General features: G+C 66.6%; 20 protein-coding genes and 1 riboswitch. Of the genes, 13 read left to right on the forward strand and 7 right to left on the reverse strand.

The annotated features are described in order from the left end of the window. Positions 1–5 precede the first annotated feature (5 nt). From N2K95_RS05110 to N2K95_RS05120, 3 genes are read left to right on the forward strand one after another with little or no spacing between them, the layout of a single operon-like run. A complete protein-coding gene (locus tag N2K95_RS05110) occupies positions 6–566 on the forward strand; it encodes a dihydrofolate reductase family protein (protein ID WP_260653210.1) in 561 nt (186 codons plus the stop codon). Between the two features lie 60 nt (positions 567–626). Further along, positions 627–1,415: a CPBP family intramembrane glutamic endopeptidase gene (locus N2K95_RS05115; protein ID WP_260653211.1), complete on the forward strand. Its 789-nt coding sequence runs from the start codon at positions 627–629 to the stop codon at positions 1,413–1,415. Between the two features lie 32 nt (positions 1,416–1,447). Further along, positions 1,448–3,364 (forward strand): glycoside hydrolase family 2 protein, encoded by a 1,917-nt coding sequence (locus N2K95_RS05120; RefSeq protein ID WP_260653728.1) that lies wholly within the window; start codon positions 1,448–1,450, stop codon positions 3,362–3,364. On the opposite strand, the gene N2K95_RS05125 is transcribed toward N2K95_RS05120, so the two are convergent. Beyond that, positions 3,279–3,845, reverse strand: a complete 567-nt coding sequence (locus N2K95_RS05125; protein ID WP_260653212.1) for a DUF3592 domain-containing protein — start codon at positions 3,843–3,845, stop codon at positions 3,279–3,281. The two genes, N2K95_RS05120 and N2K95_RS05125, sit on opposite strands and share 86 nt — an antisense overlap. Positions 3,846–3,891: 46 nt before the next feature. After that, positions 3,892–4,542, reverse strand: a complete 651-nt coding sequence (locus N2K95_RS05130; protein WP_255793381.1) for a VOC family protein — start codon at positions 4,540–4,542, stop codon at positions 3,892–3,894. A 160-nt stretch (positions 4,543–4,702) separates the two neighbouring features. After that, positions 4,703–4,819: riboswitch (SAM riboswitch) on the forward strand. 77 nt (positions 4,820–4,896) lie between these two features. Here N2K95_RS05130 and N2K95_RS05135 point away from each other — a divergent pair. Further along, a complete protein-coding gene (locus N2K95_RS05135) occupies positions 4,897–6,213 on the forward strand; it encodes a bifunctional o-acetylhomoserine/o-acetylserine sulfhydrylase (RefSeq protein WP_260653213.1) in 1,317 nt (438 codons plus the stop codon). A 38-nt stretch (positions 6,214–6,251) separates the two neighbouring features. Next, complete coding sequence (metX, locus tag N2K95_RS05140; RefSeq protein WP_260653729.1) at positions 6,252–7,361, forward strand: homoserine O-acetyltransferase MetX; 1,110 nt, start codon at positions 6,252–6,254, stop codon at positions 7,359–7,361. A gap of 5 nt (positions 7,362–7,366) precedes the next feature. Here the strand turns inward: metX and N2K95_RS05145 are convergent, their stop codons facing one another. Then, complete coding sequence (locus tag N2K95_RS05145; protein ID WP_260653214.1) at positions 7,367–8,146, reverse strand: VOC family protein; 780 nt, start codon at positions 8,144–8,146, stop codon at positions 7,367–7,369. A gap of 119 nt (positions 8,147–8,265) precedes the next feature. Between N2K95_RS05145 and N2K95_RS05150 the strand changes: the two genes are divergently transcribed. Further along, the gene (locus N2K95_RS05150) at positions 8,266–8,706 is read left to right on the forward strand and encodes an SRPBCC domain-containing protein (RefSeq protein WP_260653215.1); all 441 of its coding nucleotides are present in this window, start codon (positions 8,266–8,268) and stop codon (positions 8,704–8,706) included. A gap of 11 nt (positions 8,707–8,717) precedes the next feature. Here the strand turns inward: N2K95_RS05150 and N2K95_RS05155 are convergent, their stop codons facing one another. Continuing rightward, on the reverse strand, positions 8,718–9,512 hold the full coding sequence (locus N2K95_RS05155) for an SGNH/GDSL hydrolase family protein (protein WP_260653730.1): 795 nt from the start codon (positions 9,510–9,512) through the stop codon (positions 8,718–8,720). 129 nt (positions 9,513–9,641) lie between these two features. Between N2K95_RS05155 and N2K95_RS05160 the strand changes: the two genes are divergently transcribed. Next, positions 9,642–10,304: an alpha/beta hydrolase gene (locus N2K95_RS05160; RefSeq protein ID WP_260653216.1), complete on the forward strand. Its 663-nt coding sequence runs from the start codon at positions 9,642–9,644 to the stop codon at positions 10,302–10,304. Here N2K95_RS05160 and N2K95_RS05165 read toward each other — a convergent pair. After that, on the reverse strand, positions 10,301–10,531 hold the full coding sequence (locus N2K95_RS05165; RefSeq protein ID WP_260653217.1) for an RNA-binding S4 domain-containing protein: 231 nt from the start codon (positions 10,529–10,531) through the stop codon (positions 10,301–10,303). The two genes, N2K95_RS05160 and N2K95_RS05165, sit on opposite strands and share 4 nt — an antisense overlap. A 76-nt stretch (positions 10,532–10,607) precedes the next feature. On the opposite strand from N2K95_RS05165, the gene N2K95_RS05170 reads away from it, so the two are divergent. From N2K95_RS05170 to N2K95_RS05180, 3 genes are all read left to right on the forward strand, one after another. Further along, positions 10,608–11,621 carry a DMT family transporter gene (locus N2K95_RS05170; RefSeq protein ID WP_407080118.1) on the forward strand — a complete coding sequence of 338 codons (1,014 nt, stop codon included), beginning with the start codon at positions 10,608–10,610 and terminating at the stop codon, positions 11,619–11,621. Positions 11,622–11,809: 188 nt separating this feature from the next. Next, positions 11,810–13,198, forward strand: a complete 1,389-nt coding sequence (locus N2K95_RS05175) for a glycine--tRNA ligase (RefSeq protein WP_255793388.1) — start codon at positions 11,810–11,812, stop codon at positions 13,196–13,198. Beyond that, entirely contained in the window at positions 13,198–14,103 is a 906-nt protein-coding gene (locus N2K95_RS05180; protein ID WP_260653218.1) for a GNAT family N-acetyltransferase, read from the forward strand. Before N2K95_RS05175 ends, N2K95_RS05180 begins: the two co-directional genes overlap by 1 nt. Before the next feature lie 76 nt (positions 14,104–14,179). Here N2K95_RS05180 and N2K95_RS05185 read toward each other — a convergent pair whose 3' ends face one another. After that, on the reverse strand, positions 14,180–14,764 hold the full coding sequence (locus tag N2K95_RS05185; RefSeq protein WP_260653219.1) for a TetR/AcrR family transcriptional regulator: 585 nt from the start codon (positions 14,762–14,764) through the stop codon (positions 14,180–14,182). A 106-nt stretch (positions 14,765–14,870) separates the two neighbouring features. Then, positions 14,871–16,325, reverse strand: a complete 1,455-nt coding sequence (locus tag N2K95_RS05190; RefSeq protein WP_260653220.1) for a short-chain fatty acid transporter — start codon at positions 16,323–16,325, stop codon at positions 14,871–14,873. Between the two features lie 180 nt (positions 16,326–16,505). On the opposite strand from N2K95_RS05190, the gene dusB reads away from it, so the two are divergent. From dusB to N2K95_RS05205, 3 genes are all read left to right on the forward strand, one after another. Further along, positions 16,506–17,678, forward strand: a complete 1,173-nt coding sequence (gene dusB, locus N2K95_RS05195) for a tRNA dihydrouridine synthase DusB (protein WP_260653221.1) — start codon at positions 16,506–16,508, stop codon at positions 17,676–17,678. Between the two features lie 8 nt (positions 17,679–17,686). Beyond that, a complete protein-coding gene (locus N2K95_RS05200) occupies positions 17,687–18,970 on the forward strand; it encodes a deoxyguanosinetriphosphate triphosphohydrolase (protein ID WP_260653222.1) in 1,284 nt (427 codons plus the stop codon). A gap of 124 nt (positions 18,971–19,094) precedes the next feature. Continuing rightward, the gene (locus N2K95_RS05205) at positions 19,095–22,166 is read left to right on the forward strand and encodes a thioester domain-containing protein (RefSeq protein ID WP_260653223.1); all 3,072 of its coding nucleotides are present in this window, start codon (positions 19,095–19,097) and stop codon (positions 22,164–22,166) included. The last annotated feature ends 35 nt before the right edge of the window (positions 22,167–22,201 follow it).

A 22,201-nucleotide genomic window follows, 5' to 3' on the forward strand; every position in this document is an offset into this window, starting at 1 on the left:
AGCCCATGGGAAAAGTTCTTTATTCCGTGTCCTCCACGCTGGACGGCTACAACTCCGATGCCCAGGGCGACTTTTCCTGGGCCTTTCCCGCCGAGGCGGTGACTGCAGCCTTGGCCGAGGACATCGCGGACGTGACCACCTATCTGTACGGACGGCGGATGTACGAAACCATGGCCGTCTGGGAGACCGATCCCTCCGCTGCCGAAGAGTCCCCGGAATCGGCCGACTTTGGCGAGGTCTGGAAGCGCGCCCGGAAGGTGGTCTTCTCCAGGACCTTGGACGATGTCTGGACGGACCGGACCCGGCTGGAAAGGGAATTCACCGCGGAGGCGGTCGAGCGGGCGAAAGCCGAAACGCCCGGCGACCTCACCATTGAGGGCCCCACCCTGGCCGGAACCGCCCTGGTGATGGGCCTGGTGGACGTGGTGGAACTGATGATCTGGCCCGTGACGGTGGGCGGCGGCACCAGGGTGTTTCCGGACGGACTCAGGGCAGGCTTCCGGCTGGCGCGGGAACGGCGCTTCGATGAGCAAGGCATGGTCCAGGTCCGATACGAGCGACGGTAAGTCCGCCTCCGGACGTCCGCACGGGTCTGGGCCCCGTGAGCATCCGGCACAATGGTGTCCATGTCTGCTGCCCTGCCCTCCGCCCCCGCTGAATCCCTGGATCCGCGGGCACGCCGGATGCTGGTCTTCGAAATCCTGATTGTGCTGGGGCTTTCGCTCGGCCGGTCGGGGGTCTACGCCGTCGTCGAACTCATCGAAAAGGCCACCGAGGCGCCGCTGGGCGACCAGACCACCACGTTGAATCCCGTCCTCGACGAGCGGCCGTACTTCGACCTGGTGTACCAGCTGCTGGGAATCTTCTTTTCGCTCCTGCCGGTGGCGCTGGTCCTGTTCCTGCTGACCGAACCCGGAAAGTCCGCGTTCCGCCGGATCGGGTTCACCTTCGCTCGACCGCTCCGCGACTTCGGCCTGGGGGTTGCCCTGGCGGCGGTCATCGGCGTCGGCACGCTGGGTGTCTACGCTGCCGGACGGGCGCTGGGCATTACCACCGCACTGGTGCCGGCAGCCCTGGATACCTACTGGTGGACACTGCCGGTGCTGATCCTCTCGGCCATGCGGCATGCCGTGCTGGAGGAAGTCATTGTGGTGGGCTACCTGTTCCTGCGGCTGCGGCAGCTGGGCTGGGGAACACCGGCGATCATTCTCACCAGCGCCCTGATCCGGGCCAGCTACCACCTGTACCAGGGGATCGGCCCCGGTATTGGAAACTTCCTGATGGGCCTGCTCTTCGGCTATGTCTACACCAAGACGCGTCGGGTCATGCCGCTCGTGATCGCGCATGCTCTGGTGGACATTGCCGGCTTTGTCGGGTTTGCCCTGTTCGGTTCGGCCATCGGGATCGGGAACTGAACGGCGGCACATAAGATGGCCCGGTGACACTGATGACCCGATGGGGTGCAGCCCTGGACCCCGGCTCCGTCCTGCAGGAATACCCCCGCCCGCAGCTGGTGCGCGACAGCTACCTGAACCTCAACGGTTACTGGGAGTACGCCATCACCGACGCCGGCCGGAACGAGCCACCCGCAGACGGCACCTGGGACGGACGCATCCTGGTGCCGTTCTCCCCGGAAGCGGCACTGTCCGGCGTGAACCGGCAGCTGAAGCCGGACCAGGCGCTGTGGTACCGGCGCACTGTCCGGCTGCCGGCCGGATTTGCGGGGGAGCGGGTACTGCTGCATTTCGGCGCCGTCGATTCCAGCTGCACAGTGGCGGTCAACGGTATTCCGGCAGGCGGGCACGACGGCGGCTACCTTCCGTTTTCCCTCGACATCACGGACGCGTTGGCGAACCGTTCGCAGCCGGCAGGTGAGACGGGGCAGGAACCCACCGAACACGAGATCGTCGTCCGGGTACGCGACACCAGTGATACGGGGTACCACAGCCGCGGCAAGCAGAAGCTGGACCGCGGCGGTATCTGGTACACCGCCCAGTCGGGGATCTGGCAGACCGTGTGGCTGGAATCCGTGCCGCGGACCAGCATCTCCCGGCTGGTCCTGGTGCCGGACCTTACCTCGGTCACCGCCACCGTCCTGCTCAGTGCCGACGCCGGCGCGGTCAGTGACGCCTCCGGCGCCGGCGCCGGTACCTCCGTGAGTCCCCGCGTGCCTCCCGGCCTGCGGGCCGAAATCACGGTAAGCGCCGCCGGCCGGACCGTAGCGCAGGCAGACGCCGGGCCGGGCCGGCCCGTGCGGATTCCGGTTCCCGATCCGCACCTGTGGACCCCTGAGGATCCCTTCCTCTATGACCTCGACATCCGGCTGCTCTCCGGAGATGAGGAAATCGACCGGGTCCGGAGCTACACCGGCCTGCGGACCGTGGGCATGGGCCCGGATCCGCAGGGTCACCAGCGGCTGCTGCTGAACGGCGTCCCCTACTTCCATGCCGGACTGCTGGACCAGGGGTACTGGCCGGACGGGTTGTATACGGCGCCCTCGGATGAGGCACTGGCCTTCGATATCGGCGCCGCGAAGGAGCTGGGCTTCACGATGCTGCGCAAGCACATCAAGATCGAACCCCTGCGCTGGTACTACCACTGTGACCGGCTGGGGATCCTGGTCTGGCAGGACCTGGTGAACGGCGGCACCACCTACCGGCACTCCGTGGTGAGCGCTCCTGCAGCCGGTGCTCCCCACCGCTCAGACAATGCCTATCTCGCCTTTGGGCGGGCGGACGCGCAGGGTCGGGAGGAGTTCCGCCGCGAACTGCACGGCACCGTGGAGCTGCTGGGCAGCAGCCCGTCGATCGCCGTGTGGGTGCCGTTCAACGAAGGCTGGGGCCAGTTCGACGCCAACGCCCTCGCGGAGGAGCTCCGCGGCCTCGATCCGACCCGGATCATCGACCACGCCAGCGGCTGGCATGACCAGGGCGGCGGAGACCTCAAGAGCGTGCATGTGTACTTCGTGCCGTTCCGGCTGCGGAAGGCCTGGCAGCGGGGCCGGCGTGCGGTGGTCCTGTCCGAATACGGCGGCTACGGCCTGCGGATCCCCGGGCACACGTTCAACGACAGGGAGTTCGGCTACCGGATATTCCGGTCCCGGCGGGACCTGCGGCGTGCCTATATCCGCCTGCATACCCGGCAGATCGAGCCGGCGGTGGCCCGCGGGCTGGCTGCCACCGTGTACACCCAGCTCACCGACGTCGAGGACGAGGTCAACGGGCTGCTGACCTATGACCGGGCAGTGCTGAAGATCGACGCCGGCACGGTGAAGGGGCTCAACGGGCGGCTTGTCCTTGCCGCTGGGTCCGGCGCCGGCGGAGCTTCCGGACCTCCTGGACAGGCACCGCCACCAGCACCGTGACACCCATAAAGGCCAGCAGCCACACCATTCCACCCCTGAAGCCGTAGGTGCGCTGCCATCCGTCCACCACGGCATGGTCACCGTCCTCCGGGTTGTAGAGCACGGTCACCCGTTCGCCCTTCACGGCCTCGGGAGGTTGCGTGCCGAACATTTTCCAGCCCTTGCGGACCCGGGAATCCATGGTCCTTGCCGATCCTTCCGGACCGGCATACCGGACCTCCGCATAGGTGACGATCCGGCCGGACCGTCGGCCATGCCGTTCCGTGTAGACACGCTCCACGATGCCCTCGGTGCGGATGCCGATGTGCGTCACGTGCCGGTCGCCTTCGACTGCCGGCACGAACACGGAGAGGCCGAGGACGGCCATGGCCAGGCACCCCAGGCCGCTTAGGAATATCACCAGGGGCGGCTGCTGCTTCGGAGTCCGGGGAGGAACCGAAAGAGTCCCGCGCCGTCGTCGTTTGGTGAATCCCGCAGCCATACAGCCCCCCCAGATGCTATCGGCCGGGCGAAGCCCGGCCCCGGAACTAGATCTCTACCGGACCGTTCGCGGTGTCGAAGGTGACGGACATGATGCCCGGCGTGCCGGCGGGCGCAATCCACGTGACATCCACGTTCTCCAGCGGCTTCTCCACCGGATGGCCCAGCCAATCCGTGACCCGCGCTGCGGACCCGGCGATGGTCAGGGACTTGAGCTTCACCGATCCGGGCATGCCCGGAAGCGCGTTGGAAGGGTGCAGTTCCTCCGTGCCGTCGTCCCAGCGCAGCAGGTAGGGCACCTGCGGGTCTGCGATCAGCCCGTTGATGCCGATCTGCCGCCAGGTCAGCTCCTGGCCGTCGGGGAACTTGCGGTTGCCCGGCACGGACGCCCGGCCGAGCCGTTCCTCAAAGGGTGTGAGATCATCCACGGCAACGCACCAGCCCATCCAGCCGCCGCCGCATTCCGAGCGCTGGCGCACGGCCTGGCCGAACGGCGCCTTGTCCGACGCCGGGTGGTTCAGGACCTCCACCACCTCGACGTACTGGTTGTTGGCGAGGGGCAGGATCATATTGCGGGTACCGAATCGGGGGTGGACGCCACCCTTCACGAAATCGGCGCCGAGAGCAGCAGCAATCCTCTCGGTAGTGGCCAAAAGACCGTCGGATTCACAGGCATAAGAAACATGGTCCAAGCGCATGCGGCCCATTGTGGCACGTTGTGATACCCGTCTCGACCAAGGGCGGCCTAAGTGCGGAAACTTCCGCGGCGCAGCCCCGGTCCGGCGCCAAAACACTCCGTATTTTCATGGTGCGTCATAGAGGTTGCGCGACGGCGGCATATCGGTTTCCATAGGTGCAGGTCATGAGTGCCAGCAGATAGCCCCGGCTTGCTGGCCGGCAACCCTCCAACCGCGGTGGGGTGCCCCGGGTGAAGACCTGGCCGTACGCCAAACGGGCGTCCGGCAAGCGCGGGTCCCACGACCCCACCGGACATCCGGCGTACCCGGATGCACCCCGGCGGCGTTGTGCGGCCCCTGGTTTGAGGGAGCATCATGAGTGCAGATTGGTCATTTGAAACCCGCCAGATCCACGTAGGCCAGGAGCCCGACGCCGTCACCGGTGCACGTGCCCTGCCGATCTACCAGACCACGTCCTTCGTTTTTCCGAGTGCAGAGGCCGCCGCGAACCGGTTTGCCCTGGCCGAACTGGAACCGATCTACACCAGGATCGGCAACCCCACCCAGGAAGCGGTGGAAAACCGGATCGCTTCCCTCGAGGGCGGCGTCGGTGCCCTGCTGCTGGCGTCCGGACAGGCGGCCGAAACCTTCGCGCTGCTGAACCTGGCACAGGCCGGCGACCACGTGGTCGCCAGCCCCAGCCTCTACGGGGGGACCTACAACCTCCTGAAGCACACCCTGAAACGGTTCGGCATTGAGACCACGTTCGTGCAGGACCCGGACAACCTGGACCACTGGCGCGACGCCGTCCGGCCCAACACCAAGGCCTTCTTCGGCGAGGTGGTTTCCAACCCCCGCCAGGATGTCCTGGACCTGGAAGGCATCAGCGCCGTGGCCCATGAGGCAGGTGTACCGCTGATCGTGGACAACACCCTGTCGACGCCGTACCTCATCCGTCCGATCGAATGGGGCGCCGACATTGTGGTCCACTCGGCCACGAAGTACCTGGGCGGGCACGGGACGGCCATTGCCGGCGTCATCGTCGATTCGGGCAACTTCGACTTCGCCGCGGATCCGGAGAAGTTCCCCGGGTTCAACACCCCGGACGAAAGCTACAACGGTCTCGTCTACGCGAGAGACCTGGGCGTCAACGGGTCCCTCGGGGCCAACCTGGCGTTCATCCTCAAGGCCCGGGTCCAACTGCTGCGGGACCTCGGGTCCGCGGTATCGCCGTTCAACGCGTTCCTGATCGCCCAGGGACTGGAAACGCTGAGCCTGCGGCTGGAGCGGCACGTATCCAACGCCGTCGCCGTAGCGAACTGGCTGGAAGGCCACGACGACGTCCTGTCGGTGGCGTACGCGGGCCTGGAATCCAGTCCGTGGTTTGAGCGCGGCCGCAAATACGGGCCGCGCGGCACCGGCGCCATTGTCTCCTTCGAGATCGAGGGCGGCATCGATGCCGGCAAACGCTTCGTGGACGGCCTGGAACTGCATTCCCATGTGGCGAATGTCGGCGATGTGCGTTCCCTGGTGATCCATCCGGCGTCGACCACCCACAGCCAGCTTGGTGCCGAAGCGCAGCTGGCCGCGGGGGTCAGCCCGGGGCTGGTCCGGCTCTCGGTGGGCATCGAGCACATCGATGACATCCTCGCGGACCTCGACGCAGGGTTCCGGGCTGCCAAGGGAGCATAGCCTCCGTGACCCGGCACCCGGCACCCCGGCATGAGCCGCTGACGGTGTCCCCGCTGCAGCACCCCGCCGATGGGGTGCTGCAGTACGCCTCCATCGGCGGACTGGAACTGGAAACGGGCGGGTACCTGCCCGACGTCGTCCTGGCCTACGAGACGTGGGGGCAGTTGGACCCGGATGCCGGCAACGCCGTGCTGGTCCCGCATGCGCTGACCGGCAGCAGCCACGTGGCCCGGGGCAGCAGTACCGAACCGGGCTGGTGGGAGGAACTGGTGGGCCCGGGCCGGACCGTGGACACTAACCGGTACTTCGTGGTCTCGGCCAACATGCTGGGCGGCTGCTACGGCTCCACTGGACCTGCCTCCGCGGATCCGGACGGACTGCCCTGGGGATCCCGCTTTCCGTTCGTCACCATCCGGGATTCCGTCCGGGCGGAGGCGCGGCTGGCCGACCAACTGGGTATTGCGCGCTGGCATGCCGTGCTGGGCGGTTCGCTCGGGGGAGCGCGGGCGCTGGAATGGGCAGTGACCGAGCCGGACCGGGTGCTGCACTGCGGGGTGATCGCGGCGACCGCAGCCAGCACGGCGGAACAGATCGCGTTTGCCCAGGCGCAGCTGGCCGCTATCCGGCTGGATCCGGATTTCAGCGGAGGCGACTATTACAACGGCACGCCTCCGCTGACCGGCCTCGGCCTGGCCCGCCGGATTGCACACATCACCTACCGGTCCGAACCGGAACTGGAATACCGGTTCGGGCGCACCCCCCAGGCAGCCGAAGATCCGTTCGGCGCCATGCTGCCCGCCGGAAGGGGGCGGTACTCCGTGGAGAGCTATCTGGACCACCAGGCCCGGAAGCTGGCCGGAAGATTCGACGCCAACAGCTATCTGGTCCTGACCGAGGCGCTGGTCAGCCACGACGTCGCCCGGGGCCGGGGATCCCTGCGTGCGGCGCTCGCAGGCACGGCGGCGGACTTCTTTATTGCCGCGGTCGAATCCGACCGGCTCTACTTTCCCCGGCAGTCGGCGGACCTGGCGGCAGCCCTGCCCCGGGAAACCTCCGTCCACCACATCCGGGCACCCATCGGGCATGACGGGTTCCTGACCAGCGTCCGGGAGATTTCCGGCGCTTTGAAGCGGGAGGTGTTCGGGTAGGACGCTCAAGCCTCCGGGGCCGCCATCAGCCAAAACGCTGCTCCGGTGGGGTCGGCCAGCTGGACCATCCGGCCGTAGTCGGAATCCTCCGGCACACTCAACACCGATCCGCCCAGCTGCTCCGCCTGCTCGGCCGCAGCGTCGATATCCGCATGGCCGAAGTAGATCTCCCAGTGGGAGGGGATGTCCTCCGGCAGTCCCTCGGCGGCATCCATCACCCCGGCCACCGGACGGCCGTTGCTCTGCAGCGTGGAGTAGCGGAACTCGCTGGTGTCTGAGAGGACCGCCGTTTCCCAGCCGAACACGTTCCGGTAAAACTCCAGGGCCGCCGGATAGTTATTGGTCATGAGCTCGTACCAGACCGGTGCCCGGGTCTCATCGATCCGCGCGAATCCCCGGAGGGTATCCGGCTGCCAGACACCGATGGCCGCTCCGGTGGGGTCGCCGAGCACCGCCACCGTGCCCTGGTCCAGGGCGCGCGCCGGGTCCAGCAGCACCTGCCCTCCGGCGGCGGCAGCGGAACCGGCTGTGGCACCGGCATCGTCGGAGGCAAGGTACACGGTCCAGAAATCCGGGAACGTGGTCTCCGGCGAGTTCTGCATCATGCCGGCCACCACGTCCCCGTTGTGCCGGAAGTGGAGGTAATGTCCGGATGCCCTGCCCAGGTCCACGGTGTCCCAGCCGAGCAGACCGGCATAGAACTCCCGGGCCCGGGCAGGATCGGAGGAGGTCAGATCCGCCCAGCAGGGTGAACCTGCAGGAAAGCGGTCGGGTGCAGCAGGCATGAGGGCCACCTCTTTCGGAGGAACTGCAGCGGGATATCCGCAGTTATACCAACCCCGGGAGGCGCACAACAGGGGTTTACCCCTTGCCCGCCGCGGCAATTCATGGAAGAACATTCCCCATGGCAGATCGGATTTCCCTCTCTGGCCGGGCGCAGTGCACCCCGGAGGTACTCTGGCACGTACTCGTGGATAACCGGGCGTCCTGGTGGCCGGACATGGACTTCGCCCCGCACCCGGGGGCGCCCCTGAAAGAGCGGTGGAGCGAGGACGGGGTGGAGCACACCGCCACCGGCACGGTGCTGGCCGTGGCCCCGGGCAGGTTGCTCTCCTTCCGCTGGACCGCACCCGAATGGGGCGCCCACACAGTGGTCAGCTTCGAACTGACCGATGAGATAGATACCACCGGGATAGCAGTGACCGAGAGCGGCTTTGCGGCGCTCGACGCCGGTATCGGCGCGGAGCTTTCGGCAGCCCACCGCGAAGGGTGGGCCTTCCACCTGGCGAACCTGATTGAGCAGGCCGAAAAAACCGACCAGGCGCAGCAGGCCGGCGGCTCCTGACGAAGCAGTTCCTAGTCGGCAGATCCCTGCGGCATCCGCCGGCCGAACATCGGTCCCGCCTCGGGGCGCTTGGCGGAGATCCCGTCACCCGAGGACTGGTGCCGCACCCGGCGGACCACCCACGGGAACAGGAACTCGCGGGCCCAGACCATGTCTTCGGAGCGGGCCGTGCGCCATTTCTTGGCGGGCAGCGGCTTGGTTTCCAGCGGCTGCAGGGAATGCGGCACCTGCAGGGTGTCCAGCACCATGGCGGCAATGGTGTGGTGTCCCAGCGGAGAGAAGTGCAGCCGGTCCGGAGCCCACATCTGCGGATCATTCAGCTCACGGAGCGCCCACATATCGGCAATGATGGCGCCATGCCGTTGCGCCACGGTCCGCAGGTTTTCGTTGTAGATTGCCGCCCGTCCGCGGACACTGCCCAGCACGGGAGTGCTCCCGAGGTCCGGTCCGGTGAACAGCACAACCCCGGCACCGGTTCCGCGCAGTCGGGCAACGGCACCGTCCATGCGTTCGGCAAGCCGGTCCGGATCACCGCCGGGGCGGATCACGTCATTGCCGCCGGCGCAGATGGTGACCAGATCCGGTTTCAGGGCCAGGGCCGGTTCCAGCTGCTCGTCGATGATCTGGTTCAGCAACCGCCCACGGATGGCCAGGTTCGCGTAGGCAAAATCGGGCTGTCCGGAAGCCAGTTCCTCCGCCACACGGTCCGCCCAGCCCCGGTTGCCGCCCGGACTGTCCGGGTTGGGATCGCCAATGCCTTCGGTGAAAGAATCCCCCATGGCCACGAACCGGGACCACAGGTGCAGCGGAGGCTGCTTCTGCTGGGATTCGGGAGAAAGAGGGGCTTCGGGGAGGGAATTTGTACTCACCGGTCAATACTTGCAAACGGGCCCTTGGCTACGCGACCGTAGGTTCCCGCATGCCAGAATAAAACCATGACAAACCCCGCATGGAATCCCGTTGTTCTCTGGTCAAAACCCGAAGCTGAGCGGGCAGGAACGCCGCTGCTGGTGCTCTTTCACGGGTACCTGGCCAATGAGGAGGACCTCATGGGACTGGCGGACCACCTGCCCGAAGACTTCACAATCGCCTCGGTCCGGGCACCGCAGGCCTCCGGCCCGGGCTACACCTGGTTCCCGCTGATGAGCGACGCGGACTACTCGGTGGACGCCGTCGTGGAGTCCGTGGCGGACGTCGCCGCCTGGCTCGACACCGTACGGGACAATCACACCAGTGTGAGCCTGCTGGGCTTTTCGATGGGCATGGCCGTGGCCACCACCCTGCTGCGGCACCGCCCGCGGGACTTTGCCGCCGTCGTCGGACTCTCCGGTTTCGTGGTCCCGTCACAGGACAACCCGTTCTTCCACGACGACGAACTGGAGCCGGGCGGCATGCAGTTCTTCTGGGGGCGGGACCAGGCAGACCCGGTCATCGACGCACCGCGGATCGAGTACACGCACGCCTGGCTCAATGCCCACACCGCGCTGACCAAGATCCTCTACTCGAACATGGGCCACGGCATCAATATGCAGGAGCTGGGCCACGTGAAGGAGTTCCTGACGCACACGGTGCTGCGCGCCGGAACCCGGACGAGCTAGCCTTCGCGCGTAATCCGGACGGTCTCGCCGTTGACGGAGACCAGGTCGCCAGCGTGCAGCTGGCGGCCGCGGCGCTCTTCAATGTCGCCGTTGACGGAGACCAGGCCGTCTTCGATCAGCTGTTTGGCCTGGATCCCGTCCTCGGCCAGGTTGGCAAGCTTGAGCAGCTGGCCCAGGCGGATCATTTCGTCGCGGATGGGAAGGTCTTGGGCATCGGAGGAACTCATGCCTCCATTCTGCCCGACTTTCCGGCCCCGTCCCTGCCCCGCCGGTCCCTGCGGCCCGGAGCGGTAGGGTAGTCGGGTGCCAAATGCTGTGCGGATGTCCCCGCTGATCGGTCTGCCCCTGTCCCTGCTTGCCGGGGTTGCCATCCCGTCCCAGGCCCGTGTCAACGGGGCCCTGGGGGAGCGGCTCGACGACGGCCTGGCCGCCGCGCTGGTCAGCTTCCTGGTGGGGCTGGCGGTCATGACCGCCATCAGCCTGGCGCTGCCCCGCGGCCGCGCCGGTGCCGGGCAGCTGATTCCCTCGCTGCGGGAGCGGCGGTTCCCGCGCTACTACGTCCTGGCCGGCATGATCGGCGGCTACTTCGTGCTCTCCCAGACCCTCACCGTCGCAGTCCTGGGCGTGGCGGTGTTTACCGTTGCCGCCGTCGCCGGACAGACCCTCACCGGGCTGGTGGTGGACCGGCTCGGCATTGGCCCGGCCGGCAAGAAGGCGCTGACCGTGATGCGTGTGGTGGGCGCGGTGCTGACCATCGCCGCCGTCGCCTGGGCCGTCAGCCCGAAGCTCGGTGCCGGGGGAGAGCCGTCCGAATGGCTCGTGCCGGTGCTGCTGCCCCTGACCGCCGGCATGCTGATGAGTTTCCAGCAGGCCATGAACGGCACCACGGGCATGCACTACGGCACGCCGATCACCGCCACCCTGGTGAACTTCATCTCCGGCACCGTCCTGCTGGCCGTGATGTGGGGGATCAAGGTTGCCGTTTCGGGTCCGGGCAATCCGCTGCCCGGCGAATGGTGGCTGTACCTGGGCGGGCCGCTGGGCTGCATCTTCATCGGCGTCGGCGCCCTGCTGGTGCGCAGCCTGGGCGTCCTGCTGACCAGCCTCGGGCTGATCGGCGGACAGCTGATCGGCTCGCTGCTGCTGGACATTGTCTTCCCCGCACCGGGCAGCGTTGTGGTGGCGGCAACCGTACTCGGTACCCTGCTCACGCTGCTCGCCATTGTGCTGGCCACGCTGCCGTGGAACATGCCCGGCGGCGGCCCGTTCCGCCGTCGTCGTCCCGGACAGCCCCGGACGGAGAGCACCCTGCGCTGACCCGAAACGCCGTGGTCCGGCGGGCCGGTAGGTGAGCGGGGCATCCCCGCCTTAAGCTGGTAGCTGTAGCTTTGCCCGGCGGCGGACTCCCGCGCACCCATTCGGCGGTGGTGCAGAATGCCCAAGGGACCACAAGAGGACCGCACCCAGCGGCCCTCTAGACACGAAAAGAACGGCGGTACCATTCCATGGCTTCGACCAAATCCAAGCTGGATCCCATCATCTCCCTCGCCAAGCGCAGGGGGTTTGTCTTCCAGTCGGGAGAGATTTACGGCGGGTCCCGGTCCGCATGGGATTACGGCCCCCTGGGTGTCGAACTCAAGGAAAACATCAAGAAGCAGTGGTGGCAGCACATGGTCCGCGGACGCGACGACGTCGTGGGGCTGGATTCCGCCGTCATCCTGCCGCGCCAGGTCTGGGAGGCCTCCGGCCACGTGGAGGTGTTCTCGGATCCGCTGGTGGAATGCCTGAGCTGCCACAAGCGCTACCGTGCCGACCACCTCGAAGAGGCCTACGAGGAAAAGAAGGGCCACGCCCCCGAAAACGGCCTGGCCGACATTGCCTGCGCCAACTGCGGCACCAAGGGCCAGTGGACCGAGCCGCAGGAATTCTCCGGCCTGCTCAAGACCTTCCTCGGCCCGGTGGCCAATGAAGAAGGCATGCACTACCTGCGCCCCGAAACGGCCCAGGGCATCTTCGTGAACTTCAACAACGTGCTGACCACCTCGCGGAAGAAGCCGCCGTTCGGCATCGGCCAGATCGGCAAGAGCTTCCGCAACGAAATCACGCCGGGCAACTTCATTTTCCGTACGCGTGAGTTTGAGCAGATGGAAATGGAATTCTTCGTCGAGCCGGGCACGGACGAGGAATGGCACAAGTACTGGATCGAAAACCGGTTCAACTGGTACACCGAACTGGGTATCAACCCGGAGAACCTGCGCCTCTTCGAGCACCCGCTGGAGAAGCTCAGCCACTACTCCAAGGGCACCACTGACGTCGAATACCGCTTCGGCTTCGCCGGCTCCGAGTGGGGCGAGCTTGAGGGCATCGCCAACCGCACCGACTTCGACCTCGGCACGCACTCCAAGCACTCCGGCACGGACCTGAGCTACTTCAACCAGGCCACGAACGAGCGCTTCACACCGTACGTGATCGAGCCCGCCGCCGGCCTGACCCGTTCCTTCATGGCGTTCCTGGTGGATTCCTACACCGAGGACGAGGCACCCAACGCGAAGGGCGGCGTCGACAAGCGCACCGTCCTGAAGCTGGATCCGCGCCTGGCCCCGGTCAAGGCCGCCGTGCTGCCGCTGAGCCGCAACGAGGACCTTTCGCCCAAGGCCAAGGACCTCGCCGCGCAGCTGCGCCGCAACTGGAACATCGACTTTGACGACGCCGGCGCCATTGGCCGCCGGTACCGCCGCCAGGACGAAATCGGCACCCCGTTCTGCATCACCGTCGACTTCGACACGCTCGAGGATCAGGCGGTGACCGTGCGCGAGCGCGACACCATGGCGCAGGAGCGCGTGAGCCTGGACAAGGTCCAGGGCTACCTGGCTGAACGGCTGATCGGCGCGTAATGGCACTTTCATTCCGCGAATGGCGTGAAGACGATGACCTCAAGCTGAACCAGCTCTGGGGCGATCCGGAGAGCACGCAGGCCGGACAGTTCCGTGCCGTACTGCGTCCCTCCTCCAACGAGCCGTGGAGCCGCTGCATCGTGGCCGAAGACGACGGCATTCCGGTGGCCGCCGGCGTCGTCTACGAGACGAGCCTGCATCCGGACCGCCTGTGGGCATACGTGGAGGTAGCCCGGGAAAACCGGCGCACCGGACTCGGCACCACACTGCTGGACATGCTGCGCAAGGAAGCCGAGTCGGCGCCGTCGGGCGTGACCAAACTCCGCGCGAAGGTCGAGCCGGGCACCCCGGGCGCCGCGTTCGCCGAAGCCGCCGGGCTCACCCCCATCCAGCGGTCCTGCGTGGTGCTGGTGGAACCGGGCAAGCTGAAGCTGCCCGTGTTCACCGACGACGGACCCCAGCTGGACGAGGCAGCCACCGGCTCGGTGGAGCTCACGCAGGCAGTCACGCAGTTCTACAACGCCGTGCACGAGTGGGACCGCGCCGAAATGACCCTCGGCAAGGCCCAGCAGATGCTGCTGAACGACGCCACCGGAGCTTCCGGCGCCGTCGTCCTGCGGGACAAGCCGAAGAAGGACGGAGGGAAGATCGCTGCCTTCGCCGTAAGCTACACGCAGGAACGCACCGACGAACCCGCTGATGTGCTGGTGGGGTACGACACCACCCTGGACCTCGACGAGGCGCAGGCCGCGGTCGAGTCCCTGGTGGCCATGCTTGCCTACCAGTACCCGGTGCAGCTGGAAGTGGACGAGTCCATGACCGCCGTGGTCCGGGCGCTGGAACCGCTGATCAAGGCGGGCGTGGCCCGGCAGGTCGGCAGCGAAACGCTGATCCTCAGCGACTAGCCTTTCGAACGAAAAGAGGCGGTCCCCGCGGAATGCGGGGGCCGCCTCTTTTGTGCGTGGCGTCAGGAGTTCAGCGTCAGGAGTTCAGTCGGCCGGACAGCGCGTAGAGCACCGATCCCGCGACATCCTCGACGGAACGCTCCGGATTGAACACGAGCCAGTCCAGCGCCCCCATCAGGGTGGCACCGAAAACGCTGCCGGCAATCAGCGTGAGGCGGTCCGGGCTGCCGTCCGGCAGATCCGACGCTCCGCCGGTCTGCCGGATGGGTTCCACGAACTCGGCCAGTGCTTCCTTGCGAAGTAAGTGGAGGGAGTGTTGCCAGGAGCGGTCCGTGCGCAGGATCTCCGCGGCCATCAGCTTGGCCAGGTCCCGGTTCTCGGACAGCAGCTCCAGCAGGGCGCGGACCATCGACTCGATGGCGTTCCAGCCGGTGAGGCCGCTGCGTGCCGTCCGCAGACACTCCGTCAGGGTGCCTACGCCCTCCAGCAGCAGTTTTTCGAAGAGCTTGTCCTTGGAGGAGAAGTTGTAGTACAGGCTGCCCTTGGCCACGCCGGCCTGTTCCGCCACGTCATCCATGGTGGTCCCGGAGATGCCGTTGGCTGCGGCAAGTTCCAGGGCGGCGTCGAGGATGGCGCGCTTGGTGCCGGATTCACGTGGCATGGGGAAATGGATCCTTAGGCGGAAGGGAACTGCTGTCCCTTCGATCTTAGATGCCGAGGGGACGGCGCATCGTCCGGCGGCCCTGTCCGGCCGGGGTTCGGCCGGACTAGGGTGCAGGGGCGGCCGGAGGGATCACCGGAGGTTCGAAACTGAAGGTCATGCCCAGCAGCCAGACCAGCAGCAGTACCACTGGCAGGTGGATGGTGAACTGCAGGAACGTGAAGCCCACCAGATCGCGTGCCCGCAGTTTCAGCACTGCCAGCAGCGGGAGCATAAAGAACGGATTGACCAGGTTCGGCAGGGCCTCGGCTACGTTGTAAATCTGCACGGTCCAGCCAAGATTCATTTCGACGTCGGTGGCGGACTGCATCACATAGGGTGCCTCCACCAGCCACTTCCCGCCGCCCGAAGGAACAAAGACGCCGAGGATGACGGTGTAGACCGCAATCACCACGGCGAAACCACCCCCGGAGCCGATGCTGGTGAAGAACTCGGCCAGATGCTCCGAAACGGTCATCCCACCCGATCCCTCGGCCTTCGTCAGGATGGCTGCCATGGCCGCATACAGGGGGAACTGCACCAGAATGCCGGCCGTGGCAGGAACCGCCTTGGTCACCGCTTGGAGGAAGTTTCGCGGGGTGCCATGCAGCACCAGCCCCAGGATCAGGAAGACCAGAAGGTAGCCGTTCAGGCTCGAGATCACAGTCAGGAAGGGCATGGTCGCGAACTGCGATACCAGCCACCCTGCGGTGAGCAGGCCGAGCAGTACCGGCAGGATGCGGCTGTACTCCAGCCACTCGCCGGGCCGTTCGCGCTGGGCCGCCGGTTCCGGCGAATCGTCCAGGTCCACGCCGAGGTCCTGTGCAGTGCGGATAGCAGCACCGCGCGGAGCGGAGAAGTGGGCAATGAGGGTGGTCAGGGCGATCAGGATGGCGCAGGTCAGGAGGGACTGCCAGGTGAAGATGGTCTTGCCGAAGTCGAGCACCCCGGTAATCTCCAACAGTGCGGGCGGCAGGGAGGTCGCCGTCGCCTGCAGTTGCGCGGCGGAGGAAGAGAGTCCCAGAGCCCACACGGCGCCCAGTCCCATAAACGCTGCGGCACCCAGGGCACGGTAATCCACCTGGAGGTCGCGCCGGCGGGCAATCGCCCGTGCCAGCAGACCGCCGAAGACCAGGCTGAGCCCCCAGTTCAGGAAGGACACGGACATGGACAGGAACGCAACAAAGCTCACGGCGGTGGCCGCCGTCTGCGGAACAAGCGCCAGCCGTGCAATCAGCCGTGCCACCGGCGGGGACGTGGCTACCACGTAGCCGGTGAGCACCACCATCGCCATCTGCAGGGTGAAGGCGGTCAGGTCCCAGAAGCCGTTGCCGAAGGAATCCACCACGGCCTGCGGCGAGGAACCGTTCAGCAGGGCCGCCAACGCGACCAGAACCACGCCGCCGAGAGCGAAGACATATGCATCCGGGAACCACTTCTCCGTCCACCGGGCCATCACCTGGGCTACACGGGCCAGGCCCTTCTCGGACGGTGCGGAGGTGCTCTTGGCAGCGGTGGTCATGGGGAACCTCGAATCTTCGGTTGCAGCGGCGAAACCGATGGATGCGGAAGCAAAAAGTGATGCAGGTCACCAGCACGCTAGGGGCGCCAGGGGAGCAGTGTCAATTCACCGCGCCGGGGGCGTTTCACGGGCTGAGTGCCGGGCGGTATCGGATTTGCATCGGCTTGCGAGAATAGAGGGGTGACTGTTTTATCTCCGGAACTCAAGCTTGAGCTTCCCCCGCTGCAACTAGGCCCCATCACCGTGGACACCCCGGTGATCCTGGCACCCATGGCGGGCATCACCAACAAGGCCTTCCGCCGGCTCTGCCGTGAATACGGGGGAGGGCTGTACGTGACTGAAATGGTCACCTCCCGCGCCCTCGTGGAACGCTCGCCGGAATCCATGCGGATCATTAAGCACGACGACGACGAAAGGGTCCGGTCCGTCCAGCTCTACGGGGTGGACCCCAAGACCGTCGGTGCAGCCGTCCGCCTCCTGGTCGAGGAGGACCGCGCCGACCACATTGACCTGAACTTCGGCTGCCCGGTCCCCAAGGTCACCCGCAAGGGCGGCGGTTCGGCCCTGCCGTGGAAGCTGGACCTGTTCACCGCCATCGTCCAGACGGCGGTGAAGGAAGCTTCCCGGGGCAACGTGCCGCTGACCATCAAGATGCGCAAGGGCATTGACGAGGACCACCTGACCTTCCTCGACGCCGGGAAGATCGCCCGTGACTCCGGCGTGGCCGCGGTGACCCTGCACGGCCGCACGGCGTCGCAGTTCTACTCCGGCAAGGCCGACTGGTCTGCCATCGCGGAACTGCGCGAAGCCCTGCCGGACATGAACGTCCTGGGCAACGGTGACATCTGGTCCGCCGAGGACGCCATCCGCATGGTGCGCGAGACCGGCGTGGACGGCGTCGTCATCGGACGCGGCTGCCAGGGCCGCCCATGGCTCTTCGGTGACCTGGAAGCAGCCTTCGAGGGACGGTCCGAACGGCACCGGCCCGGTTTGAAGCAGGTATCCGACAGCGTGTACCGGCATGCGGAACTGCTGGTGGAGACCTTCGGCGACGAAGTGATTGCCCTGCGCGACATCCGCAAGCACATGGCCTGGTACTTCAAGGGCTACGTAGTAGGGGGAGACCTCCGCGCTAAACTGGCGACGGTACCGTCCCTGGCGGTCCTCCGTGAACTGCTGGACCAGCTGGACCCCGACGCACCCTACCCCGGCACAGACGCCGAGGGACCGCGCGGACGGGCCGGAACACCCAAAAAGACAGCGCTGCCGGAAGGCTGGCTGGACGGGCGGGAACTCAACGCCGCCCAGAAGTCCATCATTTCGGCAGCCGAACTCGACGTATCAGGCGGCTAAAGCACCCCATGACCTTCCCGCAGGCAGTCTCCACCGCAGGCTATACCGAAGTCGATCTGGCCCGATGGGTTACGGAACCGGCGAAAAACACCAACCGAACACAGTTCGGCCGTGACCGCGCGCGGGTGCTCCATTCCTCCGCGCTGCGCCGGCTGGGTGCCAAGACCCAGGTGGTCGCCCCGGACACGGACGACTTTGTCCGCACCCGCCTGACGCACAGCCTCGAAGTGGCCCAGGTGGGCCGGGAGCTGGGCAACGCACTCGGCTGCGACCCCGACGTCGTCGACGCCGCCTGCCTCTCCCATGACCTGGGGCACCCGCCCTTCGGCCACAACGGCGAGACCGCGCTGAACGACATTGCCCATGCCATCGGCGGCTTCGAAGGCAACGCACAGACGCTGCGGCTGCTGACCCGCCTCGAACCGAAGATCATTGCCCCCGACGGCACGCCCGCGGGCCTGAACCTCACCCGCGCCAGCCTGGATGCCGCCACCAAGTACCCGTGGTCCATTGCCAATGCTCCGCTGGTGAACGGGCACCGCACCACCAAGTTCGGTGTGTACGAGGATGACCTGCCCGTCTTCACCTGGCTGCGCGACGGCGCGCCGGAGGGACGCTCCTGCCTCGAGGCGCAGGTGATGGACCTGGCGGACGACATTTCCTACTCCGTGCACGACGTTGAGGACGCGATTGTGGCCGGCCATGTCCAGCTCAAGTGGCTGGACAACCCGGACCAGCGTGCCCGGGTGGTCGGCTACACCCAGCAGTGGTACCTGCCCGGTGCGGAACCTGCCGCCATCGATGCGGCGCTTGCCCGGCTGGAAGCCACCAAGGTGTGGGTCCGCGAATCGGACGGCAGCCGACGCGCCATGGCCGCCCTGAAGGACATGACCAGCCAGCTGATCGGCCGGTTCTGCAACAGCGCGCTGGAAGCCACGCGCGGCATTTACGGCACCGATCCGCTGACCCGGTACCACGCCGAAATGGTGGTCCCCGAGGAGACCCAGCTGGAAATTGCCGTCATGAAGGGCCTGGCCACCACGTTCGTGATGACCACCGACCAGCGCCAGCCGCTCTACGAACGCCAGCGCGAAGTGCTCACCGCCCTCGTCGCGCAGCTTTCCGCCACCGGGGATAAGCACCTGGATCCGATGTTCGCCGCCGACTGGCGGGACGCGCCCGACGACGGCGCCCGGCTGCGTGTCGTCGTCGACCAGGTGGCCTCGCTGACGGACGGTTCGGCACTTGCCCTCCACGAGCGGCTGGTAGGCCCGGTTCCGGCGCTCTGGTAGGGATTGCAGCCGGCTCTCTGGTGAACGGGCGGCTGCACCGTTAGCCTCTGGCGCGGGGTGGTTCAGCGTTCGGCGATTCACTATCGCCGGACGGTCGGCCGGACACGCGTACCCGAGGACCGCCATGAGTACACAGCAGTCAACCCGTTCCCGTCAGCTACGCCGCGTCAGGAAAGGAAGCCGACGGTTCCACTCTCGGAGCCTTCTGGTTTTCCTGCTGGGCCTGGCGATGTTGCCGCTGGGGCTGCCCGCGCAGGCCGCCCCGGATCCCGGGCCTATTCTGGGTGCGCCTCCTGCCAGCAACGCGAACACGGACATCGTGGTCACGTCGCTCGGCGCCGGGACAAGGGTGTCGGGAGGGTTGCCGCCCGTGGGACAAAGCTGGCCCATTGACGCCTATCCCGCCGGTGTTCCGGCCGGGTACCAGACGGAAAACGTCAGCTTTGCCGGCATCATCAACACCCAGGACGCCAGCGGCACCACCACGGCCGAGATGTACTGCATCGACCTGCGCACCTCCACGAGGGTGAGCATCGGTTACGAAAACGGCAGCTGGGATGAGTCCAACGTCCCGAATATCGGATACGTCAACCGGATCCTGAACACGTACTATCCGAGTACCAACCTGCCGGCGGGCAACGTCAACAACAAGGCCGCCGCTGTGCAGGCTGCCATCTGGTTCTTCACGGACGGGTTTGTCCTCAATCGGCAAAGCACTCTCTATTCGACCGTCGCCGGGATAGTGAACGACACCATCGCAGCCGGTCCCCTGGAGGAGCCGGACCCACCGGCGATCGCCATCACTCCGCCCACTACCGGAGCACCTGTGACGGGAGTCGCAGGACCGCACACGGTGACGTCAGAGGCGGACGAGATTGAAGTGACGATCGATGAAGGATATAGCCTCTACGCCGACGCCGACGGGACCGTTCCGTTGAACAGCCCCGTGGCCAGCGGAACGCAGTTCTGGGTGCGCAGCGATACGGGTGCTACGGGACCGGCAAACATTACGGCCCGGGCCGCGGTCACCGTACCGACGGGCAACGTCTACCTGTACGACGCGGCAACACCGGGGGTGGACAACGCGCAGAAGCTGATCCTGGCGGTTACGCGGGAGCTCAGCTCCAACGCGACGGCGGCCGCCGCCTTCACCGAAGTGGGCTCGCTGACCGTTACCAAGTCCATTGCCGGTCCTGCAGCAGGCAGCCAGGATGCCGTGGTGATCAGTATCGACTGCGGCCCTGATAACCAGTTCACGTTCACCATCGACGCGGAGGCCACCGGGACAGCGTCCGAGACGTTTAACGACATTCCCGCGGGGTCCACCTGCACCGTCGCCGAACCGACGGACGGGTCCAATGAAAGCGTCGCCGTCAGCACCATCCTCCCCGGCGCCGTCACCATTGTTTCCGGCACGACGGCGTCGGCCACGGTCACTGACACCTATACCTTTGCCCCCGGGACGCTGGTGGTGACCAAGACCAACACGGGGGAGGCCGCCGGCGCCCAGGGCGAGGTGACGATCTCCGTGGTCTGCACCTCGGACGGTGTCACCGTGCTGGACACCACGGTGACCATTCCGGAGGGAACCGTTACCCCGGAAGCTGCCGAATTCCCCGACCTCGCCGCCGGCAGCAGCTGCACCGTGACGGAAACCGTTGACGGCTCAAGCGAAGCCGTGGCCGTTACCGTGACAGGAGGGGGGACTGTCACGGTTCCCGCCGCGGGCAGCGTTACTGCGGCACTGACCAACGACTACACCTTCACCACCGGAACCCTCGCCGTCCGAAAGGATTTCGCCGGGACTGGGGCGGGACGGCAGGGCGTCGTCACGCTGCAGGTGACCTGCACCGCCTCAGGCGCGACAGTTCTGAACGAGACCGTCACCATTGCGGCCGGCACGACTGAACCGACCACCGAAGAGTTTGAGGGCCTCGCCGCGGGAGCCGTGTGCACGATCACCGAGACCGCCGACGGTGCGACGACGGCAGTCAGCGTTGTGACTGTGACCGATCCTGCGGGCGGGACGGTCACCATTCCTGCCGGCGGCGGCGTGGAGGTCACCGTGACGGATACGTACACCGTGAACCCCGGCGCCCTGACAGTGGACAAGGTGATCACCGGCCCGGCGGCTCGTGAACAGGGTCCAATCACGGTCGAGGTCATCTGCACCGCAGACGGAGAAGAGGTGATCCGCCAGGACATCACCATTGAAGCAGGCGCCGGAGGCACCATTCCCGGCACGGTCAGCGGAATCCCGGAAGGTGCGAGCTGCAGCGTCACCGAACCCGGAACGGGTGAAACGCCCGCGGTGGGTGTCACCGTGGAGCTGCCCGAAGACGTGACCATAGCCGCCGGTGAAACTGCGGAAGCTGCCGTCATCAACACTTACGAGGTGAATCCCGGCTCTTTGACCGTCACCAAAGCTATTACCGGTGAGGCCGCAGGAAACCAGGATTCCGTGGAGGTTGATGTCCTGTGCACCCTGGACGGGGTGACGGTATTCGAGGAGGTTTCCCAGGTTCCGGCCGGGACCACCGAAGACGTGGGCGCGGTGTTTTCGAATATCCCGGCAGGTGCCTCCTGCTCCATTACGGAACCGGTGACCGGGGCCACCGCCGCCGTCACCGTGACCACCGAATTGCCCGGCGACGTCGAAATTCTGGCCGGCGACACCGTCGACACCATGGTGACGAACAGCTACAGCCCCGTTCCGGGGGGCCTCGTGGTCACCAAGGTCATCACCGGGGCTGCCGCCGGCGAACAGGGTGAGATCGTCCTCGAGGTCCGCTGCGGCACCGACGGCTCCGCGCTGGATGAAACGGTGACCATCCCGGCCGGCGCCACGGGAGAGGTGACCGCCGAATTCGACGGACTCCCCGCCGGAACCGAATGCACGGTGACGGAAACCAGTACCGGCGCCACCTCTGCCGTGCAGGTGCAATCCGAGCTGCCCGGCCCGGTCACCATCCCGGCCAACGATACGGCCACTGCCATCGTGAACAACACCTACGCCTTCGTGGAGTCGCCGGCCCCGGCTCCGGCGCCTGAACCCCGCCCGGAGCAGCCGGACCGGTCAGGGCTTCCGAGCACCGGCCTGGAGGTATCCGCCCGCACCTATCTGGCCCTCGGAGCCGGTCTGTGCCTGATGGGTGGTCTGGGCATCTATGCCGCCCGGCGCCGGACGGAGGACTGAGCCAACAGGCCCGGACACCGGACGTCTTCAGCGCC

Source organism: Arthrobacter zhaoxinii, from assembly GCF_025244925.1.
Classification (GTDB): domain Bacteria; phylum Actinomycetota; class Actinomycetes; order Actinomycetales; family Micrococcaceae; genus Arthrobacter_B; species Arthrobacter_B zhaoxinii.